Consider the following 18,362-nt stretch of genomic DNA (forward strand, 5'->3'; position numbering starts at 1 on the left):
GATCTCCGATTGAAAATGACGCCATTTGAATGGTTGCTTAGGGTTCATGAATACAATGTCAGTGGCGAGGCTTATTAAGTATAATTTCTACTCTTAGCAGAACTCCACCTGTTTTTGCAACAGAACCTGAAAACGTGCTGGCGAGATGTTTTTGAGAAATTCGTAAAACTACAAAAAACTAGGAGAAAATAGATGAACGTTCAAGACGTACTTACTTTGGCTATTGAAGCTATCTTTTGGGCATTTGTTGGGATTATGATGTTTCAGTTCATTACTGAACTTTTCGTATCCGTTGCTAACACCAATAGCGTAATTTCAGAAGAAAACTCAGATGTCGTTTCACAATTGCCATCATCAGTATTATCAGAAGTTGCAGTCACAATACCCAGCGAGACAACACGTAAGTTTGAACAATTACCCGACCCGTGGACATTAGAACCCAAAGTTGCTCAGACTAATTCACCTGTTGCAGCTATCCTCCCATTCCCTACATTAAGATTACTGCCTCCAGCAAAAGAAATTAAACTACAGTCAAAGCGTACCAGAACACCCAAGAAAACTGAATCAGTTGCAAAGAGTAAGACGAACAAAAAGACTGACATAGTGACACCAACATCGAAGCGCAAGCCGGGTAGACCACGCAAAGTTGCTTAAGTATTACCAAAGAATAACAAATTTCCAACCCTCGGCTGATTACCGGGGGTTCAGCATATCTGGAATTGTCATCATGTTTTGAACGCATATTCAACTGTTGTTCATCACTTTCAAATCTGTATGACTGAAGTATTATCAAGAGGGATAATCATGCTGGCGGCAACCTTGTCTGAATTCACCAAAGTCCAATCTTTGAAAACTGATAATGCCACCTATAACGTCAATCAAACTATCAAGTTTTGGCATTTAGATGAGCGGAACTGGCTCCAAGGAAGAATTAAGGAAATAACTCAGTGTGAAGGGTATTTCGTCAATGTGAATATTAATTACCAAAACTATAACAGACAAAGGCAAATACAAATTTATCGAGAAGATTGGCTGATTAGTGATTGATAGTTGATGAGTAATAGCCCTCTTGTAAAAGTATTTTTTGCACTCTTGGGGGAAAAGTTAAAGAGGAAGGGGAAAATACAAAATCTTTCCCCCTTGACCCTTCTCCTTTTCCCGACTTCTGCAAGAGGTCTAATGCTTAAATTTCTACGCCTTGATTTTTAGCTTGAGCTAAAACTTTGTCAATTTTGGTGTTAGTTTCTTCAAAGAATTGCAGTACTTGAGGCGAAACTTGATTAGTTTTTACCTTGCCTGATTGAATATCTAGAACTATCTCTCTATTTTTGTGAGCGATCGCCAAGTCTTTTTGCTCAGTATTAAACGAAATATTATAAACTTGACCTTGAACTTTGGTGAAACCATCTTGCCCAGGTTTGCCCAAAACCATGCCAACTCTCTGAGCGATTTGGGTAAGTCTGCTAATAGAGCGGTACTCTTGCTTATCTTGGTTCATTGCCGTTAACGCCTTATCTGATAATTGTTGGCCTGTCTTAAACCCATTAGCCACCTCCACAATGCGTTGCTTGTACTCCTCTGACTTGCCTAACTTGTCAGCAGTGTTGTGCCAATCCCTCAAATCATCAATACTAATTACTGGGCGGTTTATTACACCTTTTGGTTCGATTTTTACACTATTACTAATTGGGGGTGTGGTGGGAGTAGTCGGAAGTGGTACAGGGCTTTGTTGGCTAATAGTAGATGTGGGTTGAGTCCAATGTTTAGGCTCTGGTAGTTTTGGTTGGTCTGGTGGTTTCAAGAATTGCGGTCGTGTGGCAAGAGAGCTAACTTTTTGTTGATACTCATTACTCGATTCAATAACTGCTCCAAATTTCTTAGTCATTTTCTCTAAAGTTTTGGGAGGGATGGAACTGCTGACTAAGTTAAACACCGCTAATCCTTTTTGGGTTTCCTTAATCACATCTTCGGGTGGAACTTGAGAGAATTCAACGCTTTGAAGAGTTAGCCATTTGCTTACCGCCTCGACTTTGTGATTGTCAACCGCCAAGCCCATAAATCCTTGTACTTTGTGTTCAGGTGTGGCAACAAGTATGGTTGGACGCTCCTTGATTTTTTGGAGTATCGGCGCACTGCTATCAATCATGAACTGTTGAAGAGGGTCAATTTCTGATTGACCAAAAGCCTGAAACTCCTTAGTCCAGTTTTGAGGATATTTAATGGTGGAGGGGTCGATTTGGGCGCAAATAACAGAAAAATTACTTTGAAGAATAGCGGGTGCTGGTGTAAGTTCACCGTTTTTAAGTAGTCCAAGTTGCCGTAGTGCGTCTTTGTCCTTTTTGAAGTGCAACACACCGAGTGGCTCACCATTTAAAAATACAGCTTCTCTGGATCTAGAAGCCGAAGTTTCTACGCTCGCTTGACGGTAATTTTGATCCGAGAATGTTTGACCTTTAAAATCGTAAAAGTTAATTTTGTTGATTTTAAGTAGATTACCGTTGGCAGATTCGCCCAGCACAAAAGCCTGATCTCCAGTAAGGGAGATTGAAGTAAGTTTTAACTTCAAGGGATTACCATTTTTGAGGTAATTGAAGCTTTTTAACTGTTGGACAGAATCGTTGTCTAACTCACCTAAAGTTTTGCCATTAAGTTTGATTTTGACGATTTGATCTGGTACTGAAACAGCGCCAAATTCTAAATTTACCGATTGGTCGTTAAAAACTTGTCCAGCGTATGAGAAGTTCTTAAGTTCGCGGATGGTAATCTCAACTGGTTCCTTTCCAGGCAAGCCAATAATGGCCTTAGCGGTAGCGGGTTCTATACCAACCATACTTGCTTGTGCCTTCGTGCCAATTGGCAGCATCCCAGTTCTGGTTTCGAGCATGGCGAATTCCTTATATTCGCCGTCGCTGTCCTGGACAAACATTAGTCTCGAAACGTGGCGTTCATGACCAACTGGGTGGTGAGAGGCTCTGATTTCTATGGGGTGTTTTTCATCTGGGTTCCATTGTCTGCCTAGAAATTGATTTGCTTGATTATTGAGGGTGACTAGTTTTATATCAGTGAATTGCAGTTGGTCTAGGCGGGACACAATTTCGTTCGGGAAAGCAGCGAAGGCGAAATTAGAGACTTTTTTAGCGTAAGCAGTCGGATCTAAATTTTCTTTTCGTGCAACTTCGAGTTCATCCTGGCGCGATGCACAAATATTCCAAGCTGCTGCTGCGGCTTGAAGTTTCTCTGATTCTGGAATAGAAGCGTAAAATGCTTGTGCTGCCTCTTCTGCTTTGGCAAAAAGTAATTTGGTTTGGCTAGTTGTAAGCTCTGGCCTAAATTCCAGTATTTTGGCTCCTTGCGTAGTCGTCCCCGATTTGAGATTGTAATCACTCACTGAAGCTTGGCTAAGTGTACCTAGTTTGCGGTACGCGGGTTGACCATCCTCTTCGATCTCTCCATTTATCTGCGCGACTGCCAATAATTTGTGAGGGCTTGTGCTATTCGTGAATTTAATTTCTTCTAAGCGGATGTTAAGTGTCTGGGCTTTCCAGATTAGTGGATGTCCATAACGGGTGAGATTGGTAATTTCGAGAGAGGCTCCTTGTGGAGTTTGAACAATAGCAGATGGCCCTTTCTCGGTTTCACGCCGCCGGGACATACGTACCGCAGCATTGAATTTCTGATCAAATTCGTGTTTGGCAGCGATCGCAGCAAATTTTTGCTGTGGGGTAAACTCGACTCCCCGAAATAAATCTTGGAATTGAACTATGGGGCGGGATTCTAACTGTGATTGTTGAAAATATTTATTAGTTTGGCTAATGATTAATTCTACAGGAGAGTAACCAGTTGGCGTAATCCCAGAGTTTAAATAAGCTGTTTTTAATTTTTTATCTTTAATATAATTGACATCTCTGTGGAGATAGCGTTTATTCTCCTTGATAATGTCCATGTCAGGCGTTCTCGAACTCTTAAACAGATCAACCGCTATCTGATTTTGAAAACACCCTTCTTCAGTAACTTGGCGTTCAAGGAGACGGTTAACATCCATTGCCTGTTCTAAAGTCTCTTGGGTTGGATTCTGGGCTAAGGATACAACAGATCGCATATATGGTTTGTATTCTGCCCGAATTATTTTAGGAGATTGCTGGTTTTCTTCTCCAAAGAGCTTTTCGTAATGGCTTGAAACTTGATTTAAGTAATTTAGCTTTTGTTCATCAGTGCCATAAGTTCGTAGAATTTCAATCTCTGATTCCAAGGCTTCAGCGGCCGTTACCTGATTATTGATTACTCCTACACTAATACTATCGCTCATGTGGATAGCAATTTCTTCAAATTGACGCTGGGTTCCATCTATGGGATCATAAAATGATTGTTTTTGGAGTTTAACTGTAGGAGAATAAGCGTTTTGGGGGAGATTTTTCCTCTCTGCCTCAGATGTGAGATTGGGATATAAACTAGCTCTTGCCACACCAATGCAGTCACCGTCGTAATCTCGTGCTTGTCGTTCTGATTCGGTTTCGGCTGGGTCTATTTCTTCAACATCAATCCCTTGAGCTTCTAGCTTTGCAATTCTCTGTTGTATGCGCTTGTGGTCTTCGTCGTTGACTACAATCACGCCTTCTAAGGCTTTACCATCTGGGTCAAGTCGATCTTCAACGTGCTTGTTAGCAGACACACACAATCCGTTAGAATTTAGAAAAGGAGATCGATAGTTGAGAATCTTTTCTTCATTCTTTTCCCATGAAACGCAAATTTCACCATTTTTTAAATCTTTGGATGGAATAATCATTCCCCGGTGAAAAGTAAGTGTTTTTCCCAGAGCGATATCTCGCCATTCACTCTGTAAAAACCGACTTAACTCTTGCTTTACCTTTTCAGTTTCTAAAAGTTGCTGATGACCTAATAAGTCGGCTTTGATCAGTTTGTACATGAACAAGTCATCTTTAGCACTTTTATCACCCAACTCTTCATCTGTGTCTAACTCATAATCTGCATCTAAGTTATTAACATTTGATTCTTGGTTGTTGATTTGATTAGATTTGCTCTGATTAAATAATTCTTTACGCTTTTCGTATTTTTCACAATATGCAAGAGCAACTTTCCTTGGATCATCTTGGATAGAGGCTAATTTTTGAGCTTGTAATTCTAATTCTTCGACAAAATCTTTCAGTCCTTGGGGGAAAGATGCCAGCAGTTGGGAAATGGACATCTGTCCTTGCTGAGATTGCGCTTTTTCAGCTAACCAAATATTTTGCTGGTATAGCCCTGGTTTAATTTGAGGCTTAGTAGGGCCAGAGGGTCTATCCTTATCTGTTCCTTTGAAACTGCTTATGGGAAGAATTATATCTATTTTGGGTTCATTCTTGGGATCTGCATATTCAATTTCATGTAAGTTGTATGGTCGCAGTGTTCCTTTACCAAAACGATATTTAGTTGTATCTTCTCCGTTTCCCTCCACCCAACCAAATCGGTGCTGAATAACGCGATAGCTTTTGTCCTGTTGTGATTCTCTTAAAGTGAGATTGTCATAGACTTGTGAAGAAATCTGCCCATAACAATCACCAACTAATTTATATGCTAAATCTTTTGATAATATTCCTCCATTTTCCCCAGGATTATCAGTAGAATCATCTACTACTAAAATATTTAGTTTTTCCTGAATCGCATTTTTACAAGCTCCAAGGAAAATAGATCCGTAAGCCCCTCGGTCTTTAGCGTCTGGACAAATTTTTTGAATAGTTTCTAAACATTCTCTTTCTCCATAAAGCAATCTAGTTTTAGAAGACAGCAACAAAATATGTCCATTTGGATGATTCTTTAATTCTTCCGGTTTACTGTATTCATCTGAGTGTCCAAAAGAGAATTCTTTCTCAGGAAAGTAAGATTCCAATAAAGTATTACTTAGCTTTTCAGTTAAAATTGTTTTAGTATTAGTTTTACTGTCATCTGTATAAATCCATTGATTGAGTCTGGGGTCAAAATGTTTGAGTTCAAGAGTCATAAACGTTAAGCAGATTAATGAAGTTTGATTAAGATTTTGGGAGGTTTATATGTCGAGAATAAAACGTTGGATAAATATGCACAAAAAAGAGTTCAATGCAGATGGAACTTTAAAAGATGAAGTAAGACAACAAAAGTTATCTAATGGTGCAGATCCAGGAGCAATTGATAGTTATGCTCGTAGAATAAAAGCAAAATACGACGAATGGAAGCACTTAGACGAAATTGCCCCAGAGCCGTGGACAGTGTATACAGCCTATGATTTCTTCACTGAACAAGAGAAAAGGGAATTTAACCCAGATGGCTCCCTCAGACCAGAGTATATCGAATACGCCCGTCAAATAGGCATTAGTGAAGGGGCGCTCGAACAGCAAGAGTGGCGTAAGAAAAGCGAAGTTGAGAATTATAATGCTGTGTCTGCTGATTACGCTCAACAAGGTATTAACTTTGGTGAGCAGAAAATGAATGCTCTGATTGAAGACAGCAGAACCTACACCCAACGCCGCCGCCAAATGGAACAAGACTTGCGAAACTTCGAGCCGGAAGATAGCTTGCCCTTTGATAAAAGCACCTCCTATTAACATAGGTGAGGTTATGCTGTAACCCCGTTTGTGTGCATCAAATAATGTGATTTTAACTGATTACTTGGAGAAAAGCGATCGCCCTGGTGAATTGAAGGAGCGATCGCGTTTTTCAATGGAAACATGAATATTTGTAAAGATTAATGGACTACTGACAATTATAAGAAGCTGCGCCAACACCCAATTGAAGGTTTTGTACTAATTGAGGTGTTTATGAATATATCTTCATCAATGGCTATGGCGATCGCTCAACATTGGCAGCGTCAATTAATGTTTTCAAAGGAGGTTTATTTCTATTTAGATTTAGCCCAAGATTTTGGATTTCTGCATACTTGGAAACGTCAAAATGAGCAATTAGTATTGACATTTTATGAAGGAACGCAGAAATCATTAGATTGTAGATCAACAGAGAGTTTATCCTATCTCAAAGAACAAGTTGAGTTTTTTGCTGAGGTAACTACTAAGCTATAGTCAAATAAGTTTTGTGACCGCGCAAGAAACCGTCAGTACGCCCATGTGCTAGCGGTTTATTTTTGAAAGAATGGCGCTCTGCTCAAACTTTCTGAAGTCCAACTATCACTCTTGTTAAATATGGAAACCAACTGTTCTCTAATCACAGAAAGTATGCAAACTTCTTTGAAAACTCTCACAAGGCTAGACATCGTAATAGCCTGGGAAGTTAAAGGAACGCATTTGCTTCTAACTTATTACGATAATTACAAAACATTACTTGATTTAACATCACCTGATACATCTAATACTTTGAAGTACACTGCCGAATTGTATCGGTTTCAGGAAGAAGAATGGGATTGAGCAAGCAGGTAGAAATATTTTAGAAGACCTTATAATCGTCAGCATATACAATGCTGGCGGTTATTTTTTTGTAGGCAGCATTCCATTATTTTGAACCAACTCAAAAACGCTGCGCGAGGAGTTGATGAAATCTTTGCGGAGCAAAGCAATAATGACTAATAAAGATTTTGCCGCGGCCCAAGCCGTTGAGTTGTACATTGGCAGCTATCGGTTTGATGCTATTAGGATTGTTGAGACAAAGGAATATCGGATGTCTCAGAATCACATACTTGAGCCAATCGGTATAAATAAAAACTGGTTGACCAGGTTACAGTTTAGCTTGCCTCGCGTCTACCAAAGCCTGATAGGGCAAGGGCTAAATCACGTTACACTTGATGCGGAATATACGGTTAAAAGTACAGTAACGCGTGCTGTAACGTGGTCGTTAACAGATGTCAGAATAATTTGGCGTTATTTTGACAAGCAGGGAAACTCTGAAGCTCAAAAGCTGATTGATGCATTGTCTGAAGACTCACTCATCAGCAGATTTGAGCAGGTTTGGGGGGAGTCGCGGACAGTTGAGCAACGACGAAGAGATGACTCTCGGATTTTGGACACGCCACGTCCCTGGACGAAGATGTTTGAGACTGAGTTTGAGTCAAACTTGGCAAGGATTACCAAGCTGCATAAGAAGAATATCAGAAACGGGCTGTACTATTGGGAGTTTATCTATGGTTGGATGACACCAGAGGAAAAAGCCAAGCTCGATGTCGTTAACCCAGCGCTTCCAAACGGACGCAGGAAGTACAAGATTCACCAAATGTTAGACAAGGAAACGAAAGAAAGACTATCCCCACACGTCACATCAGTGCTGATTCTGATGAAGTCGGCTAACTCTGTGGATGAACTACGGCGGCTAGTTGGGCGGCAGTATGGAGTAGATCAGCCTAATTTATTTGATGGTTGGGATATAAGATAGTCAGCGAAAGTATTTGCGGTAAGGCATAGAATAGCTCGCCGCAAAACAACTAATTCTCCTTCTAGATCGTGATAAACTAGATTTTTTAATTGATTTATGTTGTTGTAATTTGAAGCTAAACTTAGGGTTATTCACGAATATGACTGCTTTTGAGTCATAGCAGTGACAGCAGCTTTTTTTGAGTAATAATAGTTGTTGCACTTGCAGGAAATAAATTATTAACTGTTATTACTTGGATAAGTGTAAATTCATTATCAATAGGTTTGTACGAAAATCATGTCGCAAATTATTGCGATCGCTAACCAAAAAGGCGGTACAGGAAAATCTACAACGGCTGTACATCTCGCCTACTATCTGGCTATTAAAAAAGGTTATAGCACGCTGCTTGTCGATGCTGATTCCCAAACGTCATCATCTCAATGGATTAATAACCTAGAGAAACCTATTGCTTTCAAAGTGATTCACGAGAAAGACGAACTGTTTAAAGAAATGCCTAAGCTAGCTAAACAGTATGATTACCTCATAGTTGATGGGCCAGCGGGGCGTTTAGATGATGAAACAAAAGCAATTCTGGCATGGGCGAATCTGGTATTAGTACCAATTCAGCCTAAAGTTCTAGACCTCAGTTCTACACTCAAGGCAGTTTTGTTAATTAATCAAGCTCAGGAAATACGTGAAGGTTTACCTAAAGGTGCTCTTTTTCTCAACAGAGCTAAACAGGGTACTCGATTGAAAGATGAAGCTACTCGCTTTCTAAGAACTGTGCCTGGAGTGATATCGCTCAAAACTATCATTCATGACCGAGAAGTTATTGCGGATGTACCAGGACAAAACATAACGGTTTGGACAATGACAGGTAGACCAGCAGCAGAAGCAAGGCGTGAATACACTCAACTATTCAATGAAATTTTAGACTTGCTTAAAATCTAAGAATATAACTAACTTCTTAGCTCAAACCAGCTTGTAAAGCTATGCCTCAAAAACGTAAATCATTAGATGAAGGTGCTTTGGAGTTTTTCATCAGTAAAGCTCCACAATCTGTTAATCTCCTTACTAAAGCTGATAACTCTGTTCCTCTAGAGTCAATTCGTCTTCCTAAACAGCAGCCTCGGCGCTATTTCGATCTCCAAAAGATGCAGCAGTTAATAACGTCTGTCAAGGAACATGGCATTCTAGAACCATTGCTTGTAAGACCTATTTCTGAAGGACAGTATGAGTTAGTTGCCGGGGAGAGGCGTTACCGTGCTGCTCAAGAGATAAAACTAGCTAATGTCCCGGTGGTAGTTCGCTCTTTAAGTGATGAAGAAGCATTGCAACTTGCATTAATTGAAAACTTGCAGCGAGAAGACCTTAACCCTGTTGAAGAAACTGAAGGAATTCTCCAACTACTAGCAATCAAGTTAGAGCAGCCTGTAGAGAAGGTTATTTCTCACCTCTATCGTATGTATAACGAAGCCAAGGGGAACATTAACACATCTAACCCTAATGTTAGGGTTAACGCTGAAAAGGAAGATCTCGTCGTATCTAACCCTAATGTTAGGGTTAGTGCTGAAAGCCAAGCTGTACAAGCCGTGTTTGATTCATTAGCCTTAATGGCATGGGAATCTTTTGTTAAAAATCGTTTGCCATTATTGAATCTGCCTGATGAAATCTTAGAAACATTGCGTAGAGGAGAAATAGCGTATACAAAGGCTACATTAATTGCACGAATTAAGAATGAGGTAGAAAGGCAGTCTTTACTTCAAGATACAATCAAAGAAAATTTATCCCTAACGCAAATCAAAGAAAGGATTAACAAGCTTAAAGAGAGTGAAGCAAAGACTCAATCTATTCAGGAAGCTCCTCTAAAAAATCGAATAGATAAAGCTTACCAAGTTATAAAGAAAACAAAAACATGGGATGATCCAAAAAAACAGAAGCGTTTAGAAAAATTAATCACTGCTATTGAAGCTTTAATAAATGAATCTAACTAAACGGCAAGGTACAAGTAAGTTTCAACGTCTCTGCTAAGTTCAATTAATTAAAGTTCTACATGAAATCTACCCAGCGTCCATCTAAACCACCCAAGCAGCAGCCAAAATCTGACAAATCAAGCCCAAAACTTGATATTGTTGCTTATAGTCCAGCGGAGCAACTATCATCTGAAACTAAGACTAACTCCACATCCGCTGTCGATGAACCAGTAATCTTAAACCAGGCTAAACATCAGCCAGAATTAGCCGCGACTGACTCTCTAGACACTGGGCATGACGAACCGACTCCATCGCTACCAATTAAACCGCAGGCGATACCTAATAACAAAGCGCTACCTACCTACCCTGCCCCGCGCAAATTAAATTCACTGCAAAAGTCTCAGCAGCAACGAACATTTGAACCACGCGATGAAGAAGAGTTGCCGTCCCAGCAATGTCAGCACATGCAATTTTCGGACTGTGACAAACTAGTAGGGCGTGTAGTGTTCGAGTGCCACCACTGTGGACAAGGGATAATTAGTGAGTACACTGGGGAACCAGTAATTGGAGAGTATAAGGGACGCCCGTCAGTGGTGCTAGCTAAAGTGCAATGTCCTAGCTGTGGTGAAACGGCGATTAGATTGAATGCAGAGAAGGTGCTTTCGACAACGGCTATTTCTTCACCCTGGAAGTAGAGATTCGGTTGCTCATAGTTAAAAACTATTACTCCTCATCCTCGTCTTCATCTTCGTCATAATCGTAATCCTCATCCCCGTGTTCTTCAAGCCACTTTCGTTGTTCTTCTAAAGCCATTTCTCTCTGTATTCTTTTTCTCTCTATCATTTCCTTCTCTAGGATTTCTTGTTCTAGCTTTTCTCTCTCCAACCGTTCTCTCTCCACCCTTTCCCTTTCTCGCGTTTCTTTCTCTACTCTTTCCCTCTCAATAGAGATTAGCCGCTGCTCAATCCGCCCACAGTAAAAATCCAAAGCTTTACCTGTGGCTGCTCCGGTAATCGCACCTCCAACCAGAAAGATAAGAGCAGTTTTCCAACCTTGAGTGGGCCCACCACTCAACTCCAAACTAGGCTCGTTGAAGTACACCAGTAGAAAGAAAATTAGGATTCCAACTAGTGTATTAATCAGCGCAAAAATCCTTGGTGTCAAATCAGTCTGCCGCAATATCAGCCATTGCCCCAGGGTAAGAAACGCACCAAAGAACATAGCAGCGATGGCACAAAGAATAACATTGCCTGGAAAAGTGAATGGGTCTACTTTCAAATTGATTATTAGTGGCACACAAACCAAACCAGACAGCAAAAAGCCGAAGAATAAGCTAGCTGCACTGGCGAGAGTCCAATAACGGCCCAAATAACCCAGGTGAAATTGCAGCACCCACTCCTGGATTCCGAACATTACCAGCCAAAACGCACCACTCGCCGTCCAATAATCAAGCATTTCGTTTTTTACTCATGTGATAACAATTTTAGCTGGGATGTAATGCTTGATTTAATCAAGAATGCTTAATTTGTCAAGTCACTTTAGTTGTTGAAAAAATAGCTGAAAGTTGGTGGTCTTTTCAGCAGATAAAGCAAATACTGAATGCAGACCCAATATGGTTAGGGTGATTGGGTAAGGGATAAGTTAAAACTTTTTCCTTTTTATCTTTCTGCTTTGACCGAACCGTATTGGATGGAATAAATAAAGATGGTATTTAAAGATATGCAGACATATTCGTCAAGAGCGGGATTGCCATCTGATGCAATGGCTTCGGGGATAAAGACAAAACGAAGAATTGCGGCGGAGCGCAACACAGTGGCACTGATGGGTGTAGCTGGAGCATTAATGATTGCAGAAATGTCGCTCCACAATATGATGATGGGGGGAATAATTATTTTGACGGCGGTAGCTGTAACATTCCAGAAAGAGTTTACTCTTGTTTTGACTGGAATCGACAGTAAGCAGCGAAAATACGGCGTCAACCTGTATGCAATATTGTTCTGTTTACTGGCATTTGTATTTGTATTGGATTTTGCTTCTGCGCCAGCTTCGGCACAATTTTTCAACAATGCTGAAGACTGGCTAGTAACGAACTTTCCGAATGCGGCAGGGAACACGCAGACTCAAGAGACAATTGAGACAGTGTTCAACATTATACGTGCATTGTTTTTGTTGTACATAGCAATATCAATAGTGAATATCATCCAGGCTGTAAGGCGGGATGAAGACTGGGCAACGCCAGCGAGAACTCCATTTATTATGGTCGTGGCAGTATTTGCTGCGGACATTTTGACGGGGCTGGTTGCAGGAGGAGCTGGGGGGTAGTACCAATTCGCAATTCGCAATTCGCAATTATAAAGAGCGCAATTCGCAATGGGCTTCTCTACGAGACGTTGCGCGAACGCCCCGCTTCGCTAACGCAATTCGCAATGGGCTAAACGCCCCGTTCCGAAGATCGCAATTCGCAGTTAAAAGCAATTGCGAATTGCGAACTGGAAATTGCGAATTGGGCCTACACCCCTACCCCCTTACACCAATTCTCTAAAATGAGACAACAGATGTAAACCAGGAAAGTCTTGCTATCTCTAAGTTTCTTAATTGCGAATTGCGAATTGCGAATTGCGAATTGCGAATTGCGAATTGCGAATTGGTATTACACCCTATTTACAAAGATGTTGAACAAGAAATTTCGGGTAGTGAATCGAACGCTAGGGATTCAACCAAAAATTGGCCCGTTTTCAACAGAGCAGATATTTCCGTGGTCTTGCATAGCAATGGTAAATATATTTTTGTTCTATCACTTGTTGAAAATCGGATGGCTAGGGACAGGATTCATAACGTTTTGGGGGTGGGGGACATGGTGGATTTTATCTAGTAATAAGGATTTTTTTGGCAAGTTTATTGGAACACCAAAGATTAGTAGAGGCTATATGCGGTTCATCTCATTAACAGAGTTACCAGAGAGGGAGAAAAAAAGCACAGTCGGCAGGAGGAATAGAGTTTAAGCCATTTAATGATGAAGTGTAAAGCCCTTTGGGCAGGGAAAAGGTTAAAGGTTAAAGGGGAAAGGGAACCCTATAACTAAAGTTATTGGCTCTGATACGAGGACGCTAGATTTCTTGTACTACGTCAGGGCGAAATACATCTTTTTCCTTCTCCATCTTTAAAAAGAGGCGATGCACTGAGCGTAGCCGAAGTGGGCTTTATACCTGTAGGGAAAAGTTTTTAATTCTTACCCTTTACCCCTTACCCTTTCCCCTTTCCCCCTTCTCGGTAAAATAACACTAAAGAATTATGTCAAAAACCAGCTTTAACAAAATAGGAAAGAAGTCGATAACGTTAACGCCGTTTGAAGACATAATTCATTTGGCAGGAATATGTGAAATAGATTTAGGTAATCGCCGGGGGATAGGAGCCTTAATCTTAAAAAAGAATTCAGATATCCAAGTTAAGTTTTGCTTTGATTGTATTGGAATTCATCCGCACTTAGAAGCGGAACAAATCCTGCCGATATTTGACAGTATAGAATCTGGACTCAAGGAGATACCAGAGCAGGAGTCATTAACAATTCATTTAGGGTCTTTTACTGATGATGCTCCCAGACAAAAAGAGCTAAAAAGTTTGGAGGATGGCTGCAATTTAGAGCAAATAAAACTCTTGCTCCGAAGTGAGAGAGTTCGGGCGAAGGAATTAACTATATCAGGTGAGCGCAAGAATAAGTTTCTGCGTTTATGGTGTACATATACAGTGTTTTCCGGTGAAGAGAAAACCCAGGATATCGTAGAAACAGGGCTAAAGAAGTTACAGAGTATTTGGTATAAGTTTACAGGAGAAATTCACGCGATTGAACAAAATCGAATAGAGAGCATTTTACGGAATTCGTTTGTAGAAGGCTTTGGCAGTTGGGAGCAAGTCGTCAGCAATAAAATGGGATTATCCGTCAAAGCGCTTTCTGCTGTAGAAATCTGGTCGGTTTTGTGGTTGCAGTTCAATAAAACACAAGCCCCGCAATTACCCAACCCATTAAAGCTTGACTCTTCAGGGCTAACAGAAAAACAGACGAGTGATTTTCACATTCGGCATCATGTTTTAGGTACAGAAAAATCAATTCCTGTTTTAGATCGCAAATGGGTAAAACTTCAAGATAAATATATTGGTGTACTCAATTTCTCTTCCAAGCCAGGGGGTTGGGTTGATGAGTACGCACAACTGCGATATCTCTGGTCAGTAATGGCGCGAGGCAAGGTTTCTGATACCGAAATATTTTGCCAAATAACGAAAGCTAATCAAATGTTTGCGAAAACAAATCTACAGCGTTTAACAAAGCAGTCTATTACTAGTACGACAGCTTCTAGTGGAGCAGGGAATATAGATGTCAAAGCGGGATTGAACATAGAAGAGGCAGTAGAAGCGCAAAAGACAATTTATAAAGGTGCTAGCGTGGTGAACACGGCAGTAGTATTTTTAGTACACCGAGATAACACTCGCGCCTTGGATGAAGCTTGTCGATATTTAGGATCATGCTTTCAAAGCCCAGCAGCAGTAGACAGAGAAACAGAAATCGCTTGGAAAATTTGGTTGCAGTGCTGTCCATTTATCTGGGAAGGATTACTAACTAAACCATTTAACCGGAGATTACCTTACTTCAGTTCCGAAGCCCCAGGGCTGATGCCTTTGATTCGCACAGCAACAGGTGATAGCACAGGCTTTGAATTGATTGCAGAAGAAGGAGGAACACCAATACATTTGGATTTGTATAACCAGCACAAACACATTGCGATATTTGGAGCGACTCGTTCGGGAAAATCGGTATTAGTGGCAGGAATTTTAACTCCGGCTTTAGCACAAGGGATACCTGTTGTAGCGTTGGATTATCCCAAACCAGATGGGACGTCCACTTTTACTGACTACACAAATTTATTGGGCAAAGATGGTGCGTATTTTGATATTTCCAAAGAGTCAAACAACTTATTTGAATTGCCTGACCTCCGCAATTTAGATGCAGACACAATAAAAGAAAGGATGAATGATTTCAAGGAATTTTTGAAATCAGTATTGATGACCATGATTGTTGGCACTAATGCTCTGGGAGTCAGTGCCAGTATGCTATCTAATATTGAATCACTTGTTACCCTAGCTCTAGAATCTTTCTTTGCTGATGATGAAATTAAGCTCAGATACAAAGCTGCTTTGAATTCTCAGGTAGGAACTAGTGAGTGGGATGATACACCGACGTTGAATGATTTTTGTAAATATTGTTCACCAGGGTATATCAAGCTAGATTCAATTGCTAATAATAGTAATGACGTATTGCAAGCTCTTGACCAAATCAGGCTGCGCTTGAATTTTTGGTTGAACACTAGAGTCGGTCAATCAATATCAAAGCCATCAAGTTTTCGGACAGATGCTAAATTATTAGTATTTGCGCTGAGAAATCTATCGAGTGAATCAGACGCGGCAATTCTAGCGCTATCAGCTTATGCAGCAGGACTCAGACGGGCGCTCAGTTCAAAAGCTTCGATTTTCTTCTTAGATGAAGCACCAATTCTGTTTGCTTTTGAATCGATAGCAGAACTAATTGGGAGATTGTGTGCTAACGGAGCTAAAGCAGGAATTCGGGTAATTTTATCTGCTCAAGAACCAGAAAGTATTTATCAATCAAAAGCTGCTGCTAAAATCTTCGCTAACATTACTACACGATTAGTAGGGAGAATTCAATCAAGTGCAATCGACCCGTTCGTGGCGAGATTTAAATATGCGTATGAAATTATCTCTCGCAATAGTACAGAATCATTTTATCCCCGAAAATCAGGAGTATATTCTAACTGGCTATTAGACGATAATGGCAAGCTAACATTTTGTCGATACTATCCAGCGTACTGTTTGTTAGCAGCAGTCGCTAACAATCCTCATGAACAAGAGCTACGAAGTTTATTTCTGAATAAATATAAACATAACCCCATCTTAGGTTTGTTTAGATTTAGCGAGGATTATATCAGGATGATTCGAGGTGAAGAATTGTCTGATTCCGCAAAAGAATTGCTTTTAACAATTAAATTAACAAAAATCGGGTGAAGTATGAAAGTTATAAAAGTTCATCAAAAAATCTGGGTGGCTTCCTTGATTGCTCTGTTAGGAGTTTTAGCATCAACGCCGAGTTTGGCACTCTCGTTAAATATTGGGAATTTTTTTCAAACAATCATTAGTGATGTCCAAAATTCAATTAGGGAGTTAGAACAAAAAGCTCAAATCCAGATAGAGGAGGCCTGGAGCGGTATTAGAACAGATGCCCAAGCAGCGATAGATAGCGCAACCGGGGTAATGGGTGCGGTAGATCCGATTGCTAGTAGTGAAGACTTAAAAGAGCGACTTCGGGCTAGCCGTTCATTGCCAGAGGCAAAAGCGACGGGGCAGGAGTTAGAGAGGCAGTTAACGAAGTCTTCTGTGTCTGCGGTGATGAGCAAGGAAGGACAATCAAATACAGCTAGGAAATTAGCAACAACTGTGCAGATAGCGCAAGAAGTAAAAGGGTTGGGCGACCAGGCACAAGCAATGGATGCCTCCCAAAATATTCTTAAGGCGATCGCAGCTCAAAATGCTTTAACTATTTCAATGTTGGCACAACTTGGTACTAATACTGAAACAGCGCGGTTAGATACAGCCCTAGGAAATTTGATGCTTTCTCAAATTGCAGACAATATTAGTTCTAACCGTGAAAGAGAGAATCTGCGAACGATGGGGCTAGCCTCGCTAACCCAAGAATTAATTTTCATGTCTAATTTAGATCCGGCTTATATAGAAAAGTAATTATGCGATTATTCTTGCCTAAATTAATAGCTCAAGGTGTATTTGCTGGAGGAGATTTAGTTCAAAACTCTGCGTCAAATGCCGCTGCGATTTCTCAAGGATTTGATGAGTTGTGGATAGAGCTTTTAAACGGGCCATTGTATGGTTCCTTGTGTACAGTTGGTACTTTATTTGCGGTTTCAACACTAGTATTCTTTATGATTGAGTGGACAAAACAAATGCTCAATTTTGAAGAAACACGGGCGATTACAGATTTAATCTGGCCGCTAACAGTAGCAGCGTTATTGTTCCAAAATGGTCAACTGCTAGGGCAAAGCACAATGGCGATTCGAGACATGATTAACAATACAAATAGGTATGTGCTAATAAGTACTGCGGCTGGGGTTGATTTAAGAGCAGCTTACCAAAAAGCGTTAGGTGTAGAAGCAGTTCGTAGCGCCATTGGTCGAGAAATGGAAATGTGCCGAACTTCTTCTTTAGCACCACAAGAGGCAATTGATTGCCTGACTGAAGCCAAGCAGAGGTTGATGAATGAATATCCGCGTTACTTTGTTGGCTCTAATGGCCCGTTTGCTTGGCTAATAGATCGCATAGACCGGATAGTTAACGCCCCAATCGATGCAATCCAAAGTGGGGCTAACCCCGTACAAGTCTTGCTTTCGCCGTTCAGTGCTTATGTCGGTTCAGTGGTGGCAGGAACGATTACGAATATATTGGTGGCATTAGGAGGCGCATATCAGTGGGGTATAGAGCTAACGATGCTGCTGACTGCACTTTTAGGGCCTTTGGCAGTAGGCGGCTCATTGCTTCCTTACGGGTCGAAATCAATCTTTACTTGGTTAGCTGGATATTTCTCTGTAGGAGTGGCCAAGCTTTCGTTCAATGTGATTACGGGATTCGCAGCCGAATTAATGGCTAATTCCAGGTCAGATCAGCCGTTGTTCTTCTTATTCGTGATTGGAATTATTGCCCCAGCATTAGCAACCGGATTAGCCGCCGGAGGTGGATTAGCACTACTGACACAACTCAACAAAGCCGCAGACCAAGCGATTAATGTTGCCAAAGATGTGGCTGTGACAGTCGTCTCGTATGGAGGGGGTGCTCTAGCTAAAGTAATTCGTCGAGGAATTTAAGTAAGGATTCAGGTGGCAGAGTATTGACAAAGGTAACACTTGAGAGGGAGTATCACAAATATGAACCAAAACCTGTCTCAAGAATTAGACCGAGAAAGCTTGAACCAGTTATCAAAAGAGCAACTGG

At 40.8% G+C, this 18,362-nt stretch carries 15 protein-coding genes; 13 read left to right on the plus strand and 2 right to left on the minus strand.

Annotated features, from left to right (window positions below; all coding sequences use genetic code 11):
• Positions 1-192: 192 nt before the first annotated feature.
• Both FNW02_RS34675 and FNW02_RS34680 read left to right on the plus strand, forming a co-directional pair.
• A complete protein-coding gene (locus tag FNW02_RS34675) occupies positions 193-654 on the plus strand; it encodes a hypothetical protein (RefSeq protein ID WP_191762046.1) in 462 nt (153 codons plus the stop codon).
• Positions 655-774: 120 nt separating this feature from the next.
• Complete coding sequence (locus tag FNW02_RS34680; RefSeq protein ID WP_225226135.1) at positions 775-1,047, plus strand: hypothetical protein; 273 nt, start codon at positions 775-777, stop codon at positions 1,045-1,047.
• 136 nt (positions 1,048-1,183) lie between these two features.
• Here FNW02_RS34680 and FNW02_RS34685 read toward each other — a convergent pair whose 3' ends face one another.
• The gene (locus FNW02_RS34685; RefSeq protein ID WP_191762047.1) at positions 1,184-5,995 is read right to left on the minus strand and encodes a hypothetical protein; all 4,812 of its coding nucleotides are present in this window, start codon (positions 5,993-5,995) and stop codon (positions 1,184-1,186) included.
• Between the two features lie 49 nt (positions 5,996-6,044).
• Between FNW02_RS34685 and FNW02_RS34690 the strand changes: the two genes are divergently transcribed.
• The 7 genes from FNW02_RS34690 to FNW02_RS39275 all read left to right on the plus strand — a co-directional run bounded on the left by FNW02_RS34690 (position 6,045) and on the right by FNW02_RS39275 (position 10,993).
• A complete protein-coding gene (locus tag FNW02_RS34690) occupies positions 6,045-6,575 on the plus strand; it encodes a hypothetical protein (RefSeq protein ID WP_191762048.1) in 531 nt (176 codons plus the stop codon).
• A 213-nt stretch (positions 6,576-6,788) separates the two neighbouring features.
• Positions 6,789-7,046: a hypothetical protein gene (locus FNW02_RS34695; protein ID WP_191762049.1), complete on the plus strand. Its 258-nt coding sequence runs from the start codon at positions 6,789-6,791 to the stop codon at positions 7,044-7,046.
• A gap of 153 nt (positions 7,047-7,199) precedes the next feature.
• Positions 7,200-7,388, plus strand: coding sequence for a hypothetical protein (locus FNW02_RS34700; RefSeq protein WP_191762050.1), 189 nt, complete (start codon positions 7,200-7,202; stop codon positions 7,386-7,388).
• A gap of 151 nt (positions 7,389-7,539) precedes the next feature.
• Entirely contained in the window at positions 7,540-8,346 is an 807-nt protein-coding gene (locus tag FNW02_RS34705; RefSeq protein WP_191762051.1) for a P63C domain-containing protein, read from the plus strand.
• A gap of 276 nt (positions 8,347-8,622) precedes the next feature.
• Positions 8,623-9,276: a ParA family protein gene (locus FNW02_RS34710; RefSeq protein ID WP_191762052.1), complete on the plus strand. Its 654-nt coding sequence runs from the start codon at positions 8,623-8,625 to the stop codon at positions 9,274-9,276.
• A 41-nt stretch (positions 9,277-9,317) separates the two neighbouring features.
• The gene (locus FNW02_RS34715) at positions 9,318-10,319 is read left to right on the plus strand and encodes a ParB/RepB/Spo0J family partition protein (RefSeq protein ID WP_191762053.1); all 1,002 of its coding nucleotides are present in this window, start codon (positions 9,318-9,320) and stop codon (positions 10,317-10,319) included.
• 59 nt (positions 10,320-10,378) lie between these two features.
• On the plus strand, positions 10,379-10,993 hold the full coding sequence (locus FNW02_RS39275) for a hypothetical protein (protein WP_225226136.1): 615 nt from the start codon (positions 10,379-10,381) through the stop codon (positions 10,991-10,993).
• A 28-nt stretch (positions 10,994-11,021) separates the two neighbouring features.
• Here the strand turns inward: FNW02_RS39275 and FNW02_RS34725 are convergent, their stop codons facing one another.
• A complete protein-coding gene (locus FNW02_RS34725; protein WP_191762054.1) occupies positions 11,022-11,753 on the minus strand; it encodes a hypothetical protein in 732 nt (243 codons plus the stop codon).
• A gap of 249 nt (positions 11,754-12,002) precedes the next feature.
• Between FNW02_RS34725 and FNW02_RS34730 the strand changes: the two genes are divergently transcribed.
• The 4 genes from FNW02_RS34730 (at position 12,003) to FNW02_RS34745 (ending at position 18,235) form a co-directional block, all read left to right on the plus strand.
• A complete protein-coding gene (locus FNW02_RS34730; protein WP_191762055.1) occupies positions 12,003-12,620 on the plus strand; it encodes a hypothetical protein in 618 nt (205 codons plus the stop codon).
• Between the two features lie 969 nt (positions 12,621-13,589).
• Complete coding sequence (locus tag FNW02_RS34735; RefSeq protein ID WP_191762056.1) at positions 13,590-16,370, plus strand: helicase HerA domain-containing protein; 2,781 nt, start codon at positions 13,590-13,592, stop codon at positions 16,368-16,370.
• Between the two features lie 3 nt (positions 16,371-16,373).
• Positions 16,374-17,102 (plus strand): hypothetical protein, encoded by a 729-nt coding sequence (locus FNW02_RS34740; RefSeq protein ID WP_191762057.1) that lies wholly within the window; start codon positions 16,374-16,376, stop codon positions 17,100-17,102.
• A gap of 2 nt (positions 17,103-17,104) precedes the next feature.
• The gene (locus FNW02_RS34745) at positions 17,105-18,235 is read left to right on the plus strand and encodes a hypothetical protein (RefSeq protein ID WP_225226138.1); all 1,131 of its coding nucleotides are present in this window, start codon (positions 17,105-17,107) and stop codon (positions 18,233-18,235) included.
• Positions 18,236-18,362: the final 127 nt, after the last annotated feature.

It is taken from the genome of Komarekiella delphini-convector SJRDD-AB1 (genome assembly GCF_014831675.1).
Classification (GTDB): Bacteria; Cyanobacteriota; Cyanobacteriia; order Cyanobacteriales; family Nostocaceae; genus Komarekiella.